The organism is Janthinobacterium sp. YR213, from assembly GCF_900099875.1.
Classification (GTDB): Bacteria; Pseudomonadota; Gammaproteobacteria; order Burkholderiales; family Burkholderiaceae_D; genus Janthinobacterium; species Janthinobacterium lividum.
Map to the genome: position 1 here is coordinate 83,787 of NZ_FNDA01000002.1, position 12,141 is coordinate 95,927.

A 12,141-nucleotide genomic window follows, 5' to 3' on the forward strand; every position below is an offset into this window, starting at 1 on the left:
GCTTGTCGGTAATGCGCAACAGTGGCGTTTTACCTCACAAACCTGGAACCAGCGCAAGGCGCCCCGCGCCGCAGCCGGTATCAGGTGTTCTTAATTTGAACGGAATTTGCTCATGACTCTAGTTCCACCCATGATGACGCTCGATGCGCTGGCAGTCGGCCAGAGCGGCACGGTGTTGCATATCACGCCCCACACGGCAGGACAGACGGAGGACGGCGTCGACCTGCCCCGTCGCCTGATGGAGCTGGGATTCGTTCCCGGCGAACGCATCCGCATGCTCAAGCGCGGCATTCCCGGTGGCGATCCGCTGGCCATCAAGGTGGGCAATGCCACGTTCGCACTGCGCCGCTTCGAAGCGGCGCTGATTACGATTCAACCGCTGCTTCAACCGGAATGACCATGGGTGCTGTCGAAACTATCGTGGATGCGGGCGTGCACAAGCCGCCGCATCAGCCACAAATTGCCTTGCTGGGCAATCCGAACTGCGGCAAGACTGCCCTGTTCAACCGTTTGACGGGCGCGCGCCAGAAAGTGGCGAACTACGCCGGCGTGACCATCGAGCGCAAGGAAGGCCATTTCACCTCGCCAGCCGGCAAACCCGTGCGCGTGCTCGATCTGCCGGGCGCCTACAGCCTGTCCGCCACCACGCCCGATGAAGCCATCACGCGCGACGTGGTGGGCGGCCTGCGCCGCGGCGACCCGCGTCCGGACGCCATCATCTGCGTCGTCGACGCCACCAATCTGCGCCTGAACCTGCGCCTGGTGCTGGAAGTCAAGCGCCTGGGCTTGCCCATGCTGCTGGCGCTGAACATGACGGACGTGGCGCGCAAGCGCGGCATGCTGATCGACACGGTGAAACTGTCGCAGGAACTGGGCATGCCCGTGGTGGAAACCGTGGCGGTGCAGCACGATGGCGAAAAAGCCTTGCTGAACGCCATTGATGCCATGCTGCCGCTGCCGGTCGTGGAAGCGAAACCGCTGGCGGCCATCGATGCCGTCACCGTCGAAGAAACCCAGCGCGAAGTGCGCCGCATCCTGGCCGCCGTCAGCAATGACACGAGCGACAAGGGCAATCTGACGGAGAAAATCGACGACGTGGTGCTGCATCCCATCGTCGGCCCCATCATCCTGGCTGTGCTGATGTTCCTGATCTTCCAGGCCGTGTTTGCCTGGGCCGCTACGCCGATGGAAATGATCACCGATGGCGTGGGCCACCTGGGCGCCGTGCTGACGGCGAACATGCCAGACGGCCACCTGAAAAGCTTGCTGGTGGAAGGCATCATCGGCGGCGTTGGCAGCGTGCTGGTGTTCCTGCCGCAGATTCTGATCCTGTTCTTCTTTATCCTGGCGCTGGAAGACTGCGGCTATCTGCCGCGCGCGGCCTTCCTGCTGGACCGCCTGATGGGCGGCGTAGGCCTGTCCGGCCGCGCCTTCATCCCGCTGCTGTCGAGCTTTGCCTGCGCCATCCCTGGCGTGATGGCGGCGCGCACCATCCAGAACCCGCGCGACCGCCTGGTCACCATCATGATCGCGCCGCTGATGACGTGTTCGGCGCGCCTGCCCGTGTATGCGCTGATCATCGCCGCCTTCATCCCGGAACACCAGGTATGGGGCTACCTGAGCCTGCAAGGCCTGGTGCTGTTCGTCCTGTACTTCGCCGGCATCATCTCGGCCATGGCCGTGGCCTGGGTCATGAAGCGCGGCATGGGCGTGCGCGGCAACCAGCCGCTGATGCTGGAACTGCCGGCCTATCACTGGCCGCATTTGCGCAACCTGGCCGTCAGTCTGTGGGAGCGCGCGAAGATCTTCCTGACGCGCGTCGGTACCATCATCCTGAGCCTGATGATCATCCTGTGGTTCCTCAGTACCTTCCCCGGCCCACCGGACAATGCCATCCACCCGCCGATCTACTACAGCCTGGCCGGCATCCTGGGCCGCGGCTTGGAAGTGATCTTCGCGCCCATCGGTTTCAACTGGCAGATCTGCATCGCGCTGGTGCCGGGCATGGCGGCGCGCGAAGTGGCCGTCGGCGCCCTTGGCACCGTGTACGCGCTGTCGCAAACGGGCGATGCGCTGGCGACCACCCTGGAGCCGCTGATCGCCCATTCGTGGTCGATGGCCACCGCGCTGTCCTTGCTGGCCTGGTATGTGTTTGCGCCGCAGTGCCTGTCGACCCTCTCCGTGGTGAAACGCGAGACGGGCGGCTGGCGCTATCCGCTGCTGATGGCCGGCTACATGTTCGCCCTGGCGTATGCCGCCTCGTTCATCACGTACCGCGTCGCCCTGATGCTGGGCGCTTAGGAGAAAACCATGTGGCAAACCCTCATCGTCGCCCTGATCGTCGCAGCCGCGCTGCTGCATTTTTCGACCAAGTACCTGCCGGCGGGCGTGCGCCGCGCCATCGTGCGCGGCCTGGTGCGCTGCGGCCTCGATGAGGCGAAGCTGTCGACCTTCTTCAAGGTGGCGCCGGGCTGCGGCAGCGGCTGCGGTTCCTGCGGTTCCTGCGACAGCCCGCCGCCACCGTCAAACACGCCGCCGGCCGACGGCAGCAGCAAGCGCGTGATCCCGATGCAGGTGCAGCGCTAGGGCTTGTATTTCAGTGTAGCCATGGGCGCGCCCGTGGGCTACACTGGGCTTTCCGCATGGCAAGGAGTGGCAATGGCGATACTGTTGATCTTCATGTTTTTGTTTGCGGTCGCCACCTGGCTGCTGGCCAGCCGGCGCGGCCGCCACGGGGGACTCTGGTTCGGCATCGGCCTGTTCCTCGGACCGTTTGCCTTGCTGGCGGTGGCAGCCTTGCCGCCCGTGCCGGCGCGCTGACCTTGTACTATTAAAACCCGCAAGCGCGGGTTTTTTTACGCCTGCCCGCCCGCGTGGCGCAGCCGGTACTGGCGCGGCGAGCAGGCCATGACGCGCTTGAAGGCGTGGCTGAAGGCGCTGTCGGAATCGTAGCCCAGTGCCTGTGCGATCAAGGTGATGGGTGCGCTGCCGCCCTTCAGGCGCCGCGTGGCCAGGCGCATGCGCCAGCGCAGCAGGTAGTCGAGCGGCGTCACGCCCACCCGCTTCTTGAAGTGCAGGGCAAAGGCGGAGCGCGACTGCCCCGCGACGGCGGCCAGCTGCGACAAGGTCCAGCGCCGCGCCGGTTGCGCGTGCATGGCCTCGATGGCGGCGCGCAGCCGTGGATCGGCCAGCGCGAACAGCCAGCCCACCGGGTGCGAGGCCTGCGCTTCAAGATACTGGCGCAGCATTTGCAACAGCATCATGTGACCAAGGTGGCGCGTCATCAGCGCCGCGCCGGGCGCCGTCGCCTGCAGTTCCTGTGCCAGCCGTTGCAAGGCCCAGTGCAGTACGCTGGCCTGGTCCGTATCGCCGCGCACGTGCAGCAGCGGCGGCAGGCAGTCGAGCAGGATGGCCGCTTCGTCGCCAAAGTGGAAGCGTCCGCCGATGAGGAAGAAATCGTGCTGCGGCGTGCCGTGGCGGGCCACGCCCTGTTGCGTGTGCCGGTACACTTCCAGCGCTGGCGCGGCCGGCAAGCCGGGCGTGCTGGCCAGGGTGAACGCGCGTCCCGGCGCCAGCAGGAAGCAGTCGCCCGTCTGCAGCTGCATGGGAGCGTCGATGCCCGCGACCGTCAGCCAGCAAGCGCCTTCGATCACGGCGTTGAACTTGATGCCGTCCGGCGGCGGAAAGTCGATGGCCCACTCGCCGCCCGCCTTCAGGCCGGCAAAGTAGGAGCTGCGCGTATCAAACAGCGAGAGTACATCGGAGAGCAAATCCATGGTGGCGGCAATTCTGGACGATGGCGATAGTATTGAAGATTTTACGCCATTCACCGTCCAGAACAGCTCGCGCAAAATAAGCATGTTGCCAGCCATCCCGCGCTGGCCACTCACATGCAGAGGCAGACATGACATACGGCGATCACAGGCAAATTCCCCTTCATTCCGGCTTCGGCGCGGCCACGACCGCCAGCGAGGTGCTGGCCGGCCGCGACCTGTCCGGCGTGCAGGCCATCGTCACGGGCGGCGCGTCTGGCCTGGGGCTTGAAACGGTGCGCGTGCTGGCTGGCGCCGGCGCCAGGGTGCTGGTGCCGGCGCGCGATTCGCATCAGGCGCAAGCGGCCTTGAATGGCACGGCTGGCGTGGAGGTCGCGGCGCTCGACCTGCTCGATCCGCAATCGATCGATGCATTCGCGGCCGCCTTCCTTGCCACCGGCCGCACCCTGCATCTGCTGGTGAACGGCGCCGGCATCATGGCCACGCCCTTGCTGCGCGATGCGCGCGGCTACGAGGCGCAGTTCGCGACGAATCATCTGGGGCATTTCCAGCTGACGGCGCGCCTGTGGCCCGCCTTGCGGCAGGCGCAGGGTGCGCGCGTGGTGTGCGTGTCGTCGCTGGGACACCGGCAGGCGGGCGTCGACCTGGATGACCCGCATTTCCTGCGCCAGCCATACGACAAATGGCGTGCGTATGCGCAGTCGAAAAGCGCCAATGCGCTGTTTGCCGTGGAACTGGACCGTCGCGGTGCGGCGCACGGCGTGCGCGCCTACTCGCTGCATCCGGGCGCCATCCTGACGCCGCTGGTGCGCCACCTGGACGTCGACGACTTGCGCCGCGTGGGTGCGCTCGATGAGGATGGCAAGGTGAATCCGCCGCCGCAGTCGGGTTTCAAGAATGTGGCGCAGGGAGCGGCCACCACCGTCTGGTGCGCCACCAGCGCGCAGCTTGAGGGCATGGGCGGCGTGTATTGCGAGGATGGCGATATCGCCCCCTTGGTGGAGGACGACAGCATGGGGCCGGGCGTGCGGCGCTGGGCCATCGATCCAGGGCAGGCGCGCCGGCTATGGACGCTGAGCGAACAGATGACGGGCGTGCGCTTCGATTGCGACGCGGCATAAAAAATGCCGGGCAAGGCCCGGCATGTGCAGGAGCGCGGCGTGGCGTTACGCCTTGCCCGCCAGTTTCTCCACCACGGGCACCAGCGCGGCCGGGCGGCAGCCGAAGGCGGCCAGGCGGCCTTGCGCGTGTGGCGCCAGGTCCAGGTCGTAGGGCAGGCGGCCCGCCACCAGCCACAGTTTATCGTGCGGCAGGGCGTCGACGAGGCGGCGCTGGCCGCCGACGAACATGGCGTTATACGTTTGCAGCACGACCTGCTGCGCGCCTTGCGCAAAGGCGATGGCCTCGTTGACTTCGTCGTCCAGTGCCTCGGCCGACAAGGCGTACTCGCGCACGTCCAGGCCCGCTTCCAGCAGCGCCGGCAGCATCGAGCTGCGTGCTTCCTTGTTGCGGCCCAGCGCCACTTCGTCGATTTCGCTGCGCGAGCGCACCTCCACCGTCAGCAGGGTCACGGGCAGGCTGGCGTCGAGCGGGCGGTAGTCGCCCTGCACGCGCAATGCCGCTTTTTGCAGCAGCTGCGACAGGGCCATCGCGGCTGGCTGCATCAGCGCCGGCGGCGTGACGGGGCGGGTGCGCCAGTCGCGCACGGCGCGGTTGCGCTTGAGTTCAGCCACGCGGGCACAAGCCGCATCGATGCGGGAGAGCGCGATGTCACCGCGCTCCACGGCGGCGATGACGGCGTCGATGGCGGCCGTCTGCTGCGCTTCGCGGTGCGAGATGAGGACGATGTCGGCGCCTGCCTGCAGGGTGGCGATGGCGCCCTGGGCGATGCCGATGCCGTCGGCGATGGCCGCCATTTCCAGGCAGTCGGTGATGACGACGCCCTTGTAGCCCATTTCACCGCGCAGCAGGTCCGTCAGCACGCCTTTCGACAGGGTGGCTGGTACGCTGGTGTCGGCCTCGAAGGCGGGGAAGACCACGTGCGCCGTCATGATGGCGTCGACGCCGCCGGCAATCGCCGCGCGGAAGGGCGCCAGCTCCACGGCGCGCAGGCGTTCCTTGTCGTGCGGGACGAGGGCCATGGCGTAGTGCGTGTCGATGGCCGTGTCGCCGTGGCCGGGGAAATGCTTGGCGGTGACGGCCACGCCGCTGGCGCGCTGGCCGCGCATGGCCGCCATGCCGTAGTCGATGACGGTGGCGGCATCCTCGCCATACGCGCGCACGCCGATGACGGGGTTGTTGCGGTTGTTGTTTACGTCCAGCACGGGGGCGAGCAGCATGTTGATGCCCACCTGGCGCATTTCATCGCCGCTGATCTGGTTCATGCGTTCGCAGTCGTCGATGGAGCCGGCCGCCTGGAAAGCCATCGCGGCGGGAATCGGCGTGACGCCCTGCTCGATGCGCATGACCATGCCGCCTTCCTGGTCGATGGAGATCAGCAGCGGAATGTCGGACACTTCCGCATTGATCTCCTGCAGCTCGCGGCACAGGGCGGACACTTGCCCGGGCGTGTGCACGTTGCGGCGGAACAGGATCACGCCGCCCACCTTCTTTTCGCGTATCAAGGTCTTGATATGCTCGTCCGCCTGCAGGGCGTCGAAACCCACCATGAACAACTGTCCTACTTTCTCGCGCAAACCCTGCTCCATGCTGCAACTCCTCCGGTATGTATTGTGACGACGGCATACGTATTCTGGCACCGTGGTGGCGCATCGTGGCGGTCACCGGACAAGCTGCCTTGGTTTTGTACTTGTTTTGGTATTGTATTGGATTTGGGTTTTTGCGCAAGTGGTTATTAAGTGGTATTGCTCCACTTGCGCAATGGCGGCTTCAATCCAGGCGCTGGAACGATGCCGCTTGCGCCATGGGCCAGTACAGGCCGAATACGGGCGGCAGTTGTGGCAGCTGGCTCGGGTCGAGCAGCTGGCCCGCTTCCAGGAAGGGCAGCAGGGCCGACGCCAGTTTCACCTGGTTCGGCGAGATGCGGCGCACCAGGTGGTGCGGGCGCAGTTCCTGCGGATGCGCGAGGCCGGCGGCGGCGATCAGCTCGGCCAGCGCCTTCATGGTGTTCTGGTGGAAGTGCGCCACGCGGGCGATCTTGTCGGATACCACCAGCGCGCGCTGGCGCTGCGGGTCTTGCGTGGCCACGCCCGTGGGGCAGCGGTCCGTGTGGCAGCTTTGCGACTGGATGCAGCCCAGTGCGAACATGAAGCCGCGCGCCGAATTGCACCAGTCGGCGCCCAGCGCCAGCAGGCGGGCGATGTCGAAGGCCGTGATGATCTTGCCCGAGCAGCCGATCTTGATCCGCTCGCGCAGGTTGGCGCCCACCAGGGTGTTATGCACGAGCACCAGCGCTTCCTGCAGCGGCGTGCCCACGTGGTCCGTGAATTCCAGGGGCGCCGCGCCCGTGCCGCCTTCGCTGCCGTCGACGACGATGAAGTCGGGCGTGATGCCCGTTTCCAGCATGGCTTTGACGATGGCGAAAAATTCCCACGGGTGGCCGATGGCCAGCTTGAAGCCCGTCGGCTTGCCGCCGGAGAGCGTGCGCAGGCGGTCGATAAAGTGCAGCATTTCCAGTGGCGTGGAAAAGGCGCTGTGCGCGGCCGGCGAGACGCAATCCTCGCCCACCATCACGCCGCGCGTGGTGGCGATCTCGATGGTCACTTTCGGCCCGGGCAGCACGCCGCCGTGGCCCGGCTTGGCGCCCTGCGACATTTTCAGCTCGATCATTTTCACCTGCTCCGAGCTGGCGTTGGCGATGAAGCGCTCTTCCGAAAACGTGCCGTCCTGGTTGCGGCAGCCGAAGTAGCCGGAGCCGATTTCCCACACCAGGTCGCCGCCGTTTTCGCGGTGATAGGGGCTGATGCTGCCTTCGCCCGTGTCGTGCATGAAGCCGCCGCTGCGCGCGCCGCCGTTCAGGGCTAGGATGGCATTGGCCGACAGGGCGCCAAAGCTCATCGCCGAGATATTGAAGACGCTGGCCGAATACGGTTTTGCACGCGGGCAGTCCGGATGGTTGCCGATCTCGATGCGGAAGTCGTGGCCCGTCACCTTGGCGGGGGCGATGGAATGGTTGATCCATTCATAGCCCGCTTCATACACGTCGAGCTGGGTGCCGAACGGGCGCTTGTCCGTCTGCTCCTTGGCGCGCTGGTAGACGATGCTGCGCTGGCTGCGCGAGAACGGTGTCGCTTCGCTGTCGCTTTCCAGGAAATACTGGCGGATTTCGGGGCGGATGCTCTCAAAAAAGAAGCGGAAGTGGGCGAGGATGGGGTAGTTGCGGCGCAGGGCGCGCTTCGTTTGCAGCAGGTCGCTGATGCCGACCAGGGTCAGCGCACCGGCCAGCACGGGCAGCCAGTAATGATCATAGTAAAACAGGGACAGGACAAAGATGGCTGCCGTCGCAATGAAGGTCAGGTAGCGAAATGGTACTAGGTGCATGGGCACTCCGGGGAAGTCAGACTGATAACTGATGAGTCTACCTTCGATTCACGGAACGTGCTGGTGGGAAAGAACGCGGCGCCCGGTGGACGCCGCGTGAGGATCACCGCTGTGCGGCGCGGATGCGCTCGACCCGTTCGGCGCTGGCCGGATGGCTCGACAGGTACGGCGTGCCGTGGTCCAGCTTGCCCAGGGCGACAAATACTTGCGCCAGGTGTTCCAGCGGGATGCCGTTCTGGCGCAGCATGGCGATCGCGTAGTCGTCCGCGTCGCGTTCGACATCGCGCGAATACTTCAAGTCCAGCAGCAGCGGCGGCAGGGTGGCCACCACCGTCGAGACGTCGCCGAACAGCAGCGCCGCGCCGGCGCCCACGGCCGAGGTCTGGATGATGCGCCGCGTCAGGTGGCGCTGCTGCAGGTGCCCCAGCTCGTGCGCCAGCACGCCCATGATGGCCTGGTCGTCCGGCAGCAGTTCGATCATTTCGTCCGTCAGCACGATGTCGCCGGACGGCAGGGCAAACGCGTTCGGGCCGATCTTGCTCTTGCGAAACACGATGCGGTGCGCGGGCGTGCTGTCGCCGGGCGTGGCCAGGCGCGCGAACTGGGCGCGCAAGGCTTGCTGGCGCGCGCCATCGAGCTGGCTGGGCGCGAATACATGGCGGTCCAGCATGTCGAGCACGCCCTGGCCCAGCTGCCGTTCGACCGACTGCGGCAGGGCATACGCGATGCCCTTGGCCGCCAGCGGCAGCAGGTATTGATAGCTGAGCCACAGGGCCACGATGGTGGCCACGGTGGCCAGCAGGGCGCCGCGCCAGCTTTGCTGCAGCCGCACCACCCAGCCGTCGCGGTGGCCCGTGTCGTGCAGCAGGCTGTTGAAGGCCGCCTGGTCGGCGATTTCCAGGTAGGCGCCATCGGCAAAACTGACCTTGCGCACGGCGTGGCTGCTGCGTTCGGACACATGCAGCTCGTCCAGCGGGCAGCTGCGCTCGATGTCGCCGGCCAGCACGGCCATGCCATCGCGCACGCTGAGCGTGACGTGGTACAGGCGCGAGGTCTGGCCGTCGAAATAGCGCGCGGGCACGGGGGCCGCGCCCGGCGCGTCGTGATCGAGCGTCATGCTACAGCGACAGGTCGAAGTCCAGCAGGTCGACCATGCCTTCGCCCGTGGCCGACACTTGCTGGCCCGTGGCGGCGACAAACTCGTCCAGGCTGCCATGCACCAGCATGGAGGTCGCTTCCAGGCGGTATTTCAGCCAGCGCACATGGGCGAATGGCGTAAACAGGCCCAGGGTGACGACGATGCCCAGCAGGTTGCTCAGCATGACGAAAGTGGTGCGGCCCCATGTCAGCTGCGACTGGAACTGGTGCTGCTGCAAGCGCGTGTGGTTCCAGATCAGGTTCTGGATCATGGTCAGGAACAGCGGCAGCACGGTGAATGCCCACAGGTACAAGGCGCCGATGGCAAACAGCAGGCTGCCAACCTTGGTCTTGTCATTCGCATTGGCCGCAAACGAGGCGAACACGCTGCCGAAGACGACGAAAATCAGCACCAGCAAGCCGCCCAGCAGCAGCGCGAAGAACAGCAAATAGGTTTTGTAGAAGCTGCCGACCGTGGCGTCAAAGCTGAAATGGGTGGCGCCGAAACGGCTTTGCGTGTGCTGGAAGCGCTTCAGGCGCTGGTGCAGGAAAGGCGTCATCAGGCCGCCCGTGAAGGTATTCAGGATGGGCAGCCACAGGAAGTACTTGTAGGCTTCCCTGGCGCTGCCGCCAAAGCCGAAGCGGATGCCGCGGTAGCTGGTGTTGTACAGCTTGAATTGCAGGCTTTTCCAGACCAGCCAGGGCAGGATGGCGGCCAGCAGCACGAACATCAGCAAGCCGACGACGGGCGAGACCTGGAAGGCGATGTTGTAGCCGGCGATCAGCACCACGGCGGCGATGCGGCCTTTCAGGATGGCCACGGCGTTGCCATGGTATTCGAAGCTGCCGCCCGCCAGGTGGGTGCTGGAATAGAAATAGCGGTTGCGGCGCACCTTGGCCCAGGCGGAATAAATGCCCAGGGTGACGATGCTCAGCAGCAGGTTGACGATCCAGATACGGAAGTATTCGCTGCCGGTGGCGCTGAAGGTGATGGCTTCTTGTCGGGGAGGAGTGTTGTTTGCGTCGAAATCCACAGGGGTTTCCTTACTTATTGGAAACAAAACAAGATAAGGGAATATTGAAAAGTTATCAATTGAAAATACTGTTTTTCGCAATTTTTTCGTCGATCCGCTTGTGCCGACCCGATCCGGCCGTCCCGGCTATACTGGAACTCAACCATCGCCTAACGGGAAAACCATGATCGTCGTCCACCATCTGAACAACTCGCGCTCGCAGCGCGTGCTCTGGCTGCTCGAGGAACTGGGCCTCGACTATGAGGTCAAGCGCTACCAGCGCGACCCGAAGACCATGCTGGCGCCCGCTTCGCTGAAGGCCGTGCATCCGCTGGGCAAGTCGCCCGTGATCACGGACGGCGCCAACACCATCGCCGAATCGGGCGCCATCATCGACTACCTGGTCGAGCGCTACGGCAATGGCCGCTTGATCCCGGCGGCCGGCACGCCGGACAAGCTGCGCTGGACCTACTGGCTGCATTTCGCGGAAGGCTCGGCCATGCCGCCGCTGCTGATGAAACTGGTGTTCGACAAGGTCGAGTCGTCGCCGATGCCGTTTTTCGTCAAACCCATCGCGCGCGGCATCGCCGGCAAGGTCAAGAGCAGCTTCATCCTGCCCAATATCAACAGCCAGCTGGCCTACATGGAAGCGGAACTGGAGAAAACCAAATGGTTTGCCGGCAATGAATTCACGGCGGCCGACATCCAGATGAGCTTTCCGCTGGAAGCGGCGGCCATGCGCGGCGGACTCGACGAGCGCCTGCCGAAGCTGACGGCCTTCCTGCAGCGCATCCATGCGCGCCCGGCCTACCAGCGTGCCCTGGAGCGTGGCGGACCCTACGATTTCGCCAAATAAGCGGCATTCAAGCCCGATGTGCGGGGAACCATACGGTAAAATGCCCGATTCAACCAGTATCCACTTACCGCATGGCCAGACTCCTCGCTATCGACGGCTTGAATATCGTACGCCGCGTCTACGAAGCCAGTCCTGAACCCGATTCCGACCTGAAGGCGGAGATCGCGCTGCGCCATGCGCTGTCGTCGTTCCGTACCCTCATCAACGACCACGAGCCGACGCACATCCTGCCGGCCTTCGACTTCGGCGGCCCGACCTGGCGCCACGCTCTGTATGCCGGCTACCGCGAAGGGCGCCAGCCCATGCCGCAGGTGCTGCGCGACGCCTTGCCCGGCTTTTACGCCACGCTGGCCAGCTTCGGCATGCACGTGGTCAGCATCCCCGAGGTCGAAGCCGATGACGTGATCGGCACGGCCGTCATGCGCTGGCTGCAAGAGGGGCGCGGCGCGGCCGTCATCGCCACCACCGACAAGGATTTGCACGGCTTGATCGCCCACGGCGCGCTGGTATGGGATCACTTCAAGGGCATCTGGCACGATCACGCCTGGGTCGAGAAAAAGTTCGGCGTGCCGCCGGAACTGCTGCCCGACCTGCTGGCGCTGATGGGCGACGTCACCGACAGCATCCCCGGCGTGTCGAAGATCGGCCTGAAGACGGGCGCGAAACTGTTGCGTGCCTACGGCAATATCGACGCCGTGATGGCTGGCGCGGGGATTTTGCCCGGTGCGCTGGGCGAAAGCCTGCGAAAAGAGCGGGAAATACTGTATCTTTCAAGAAAGTTAGTGGCGCTGAAAACGGATGTCACGTTAGGCGTGACCTGGAACAAGCTCGTGTGGGAAAAATAGAGCTCTTTTGGCCAGAA

General features: G+C 65.1%; 12 protein-coding genes. 7 read left to right on the forward strand and 5 right to left on the reverse strand.

Features of this window, described 5'->3' with window-relative positions; translation table 11 throughout:
• Positions 1 to 112 precede the first annotated feature (112 nt).
• From BLT98_RS09580 to BLT98_RS29155, 4 genes are all read left to right on the forward strand, one after another.
• Complete coding sequence (locus BLT98_RS09580; protein WP_034778868.1) at positions 113 to 397, forward strand: FeoA family protein; 285 nt, start codon at positions 113 to 115, stop codon at positions 395 to 397.
• A gap of 2 nt (positions 398 to 399) precedes the next feature.
• Positions 400 to 2,301 (forward strand): ferrous iron transporter B, encoded by a 1,902-nt coding sequence (locus BLT98_RS09585; RefSeq protein WP_092607225.1) that lies wholly within the window; start codon positions 400 to 402, stop codon positions 2,299 to 2,301.
• A 9-nt stretch (positions 2,302 to 2,310) separates the two neighbouring features.
• Positions 2,311 to 2,586 carry a hypothetical protein gene (locus BLT98_RS09590; RefSeq protein ID WP_092607228.1) on the forward strand — a complete coding sequence of 92 codons (276 nt, stop codon included), beginning with the start codon at positions 2,311 to 2,313 and terminating at the stop codon, positions 2,584 to 2,586.
• Positions 2,587 to 2,658: 72 nt separating this feature from the next.
• The gene (locus BLT98_RS29155) at positions 2,659 to 2,820 is read left to right on the forward strand and encodes a hypothetical protein (RefSeq protein ID WP_161784184.1); all 162 of its coding nucleotides are present in this window, start codon (positions 2,659 to 2,661) and stop codon (positions 2,818 to 2,820) included.
• Positions 2,821 to 2,855: 35 nt separating this feature from the next.
• Here the strand turns inward: BLT98_RS29155 and BLT98_RS09595 are convergent, their stop codons facing one another.
• Complete coding sequence (locus BLT98_RS09595) at positions 2,856 to 3,860, reverse strand: AraC family transcriptional regulator (protein WP_244517448.1); 1,005 nt, start codon at positions 3,858 to 3,860, stop codon at positions 2,856 to 2,858.
• Positions 3,861 to 3,904: 44 nt separating this feature from the next.
• Between BLT98_RS09595 and BLT98_RS09600 the strand changes: the two genes are divergently transcribed.
• Positions 3,905 to 4,894, forward strand: coding sequence for an oxidoreductase (locus tag BLT98_RS09600; RefSeq protein ID WP_092607234.1), 990 nt, complete (start codon positions 3,905 to 3,907; stop codon positions 4,892 to 4,894).
• A gap of 45 nt (positions 4,895 to 4,939) precedes the next feature.
• Here BLT98_RS09600 and nagZ read toward each other — a convergent pair whose 3' ends face one another.
• The 4 genes from nagZ to BLT98_RS09620 all read right to left on the reverse strand — a co-directional run bounded on the left by nagZ (position 4,940) and on the right by BLT98_RS09620 (position 10,444).
• A complete protein-coding gene (gene nagZ / locus BLT98_RS09605; protein WP_092607237.1) occupies positions 4,940 to 6,481 on the reverse strand; it encodes a beta-N-acetylhexosaminidase in 1,542 nt (513 codons plus the stop codon).
• Positions 6,482 to 6,662: 181 nt separating this feature from the next.
• Positions 6,663 to 8,273 (reverse strand): FMN-binding glutamate synthase family protein, encoded by a 1,611-nt coding sequence (locus BLT98_RS09610; RefSeq protein WP_034778856.1) that lies wholly within the window; start codon positions 8,271 to 8,273, stop codon positions 6,663 to 6,665.
• Between the two features lie 103 nt (positions 8,274 to 8,376).
• Entirely contained in the window at positions 8,377 to 9,390 is a 1,014-nt protein-coding gene (locus tag BLT98_RS09615) for a M48 family metallopeptidase (RefSeq protein WP_092607240.1), read from the reverse strand.
• Between the two features lies 1 nt (position 9,391).
• The gene (locus BLT98_RS09620; protein WP_230520387.1) at positions 9,392 to 10,444 is read right to left on the reverse strand and encodes a YjgN family protein; all 1,053 of its coding nucleotides are present in this window, start codon (positions 10,442 to 10,444) and stop codon (positions 9,392 to 9,394) included.
• Between the two features lie 163 nt (positions 10,445 to 10,607).
• On the opposite strand from BLT98_RS09620, the gene BLT98_RS09625 reads away from it, so the two are divergent.
• Positions 10,608 to 11,279, forward strand: coding sequence for a glutathione S-transferase (locus BLT98_RS09625; RefSeq protein ID WP_070254729.1), 672 nt, complete (start codon positions 10,608 to 10,610; stop codon positions 11,277 to 11,279).
• 71 nt (positions 11,280 to 11,350) lie between these two features.
• Positions 11,351 to 12,124 (forward strand): 5'-3' exonuclease, encoded by a 774-nt coding sequence (locus tag BLT98_RS09630; RefSeq protein WP_092607243.1) that lies wholly within the window; start codon positions 11,351 to 11,353, stop codon positions 12,122 to 12,124.
• Positions 12,125 to 12,141: the final 17 nt, after the last annotated feature.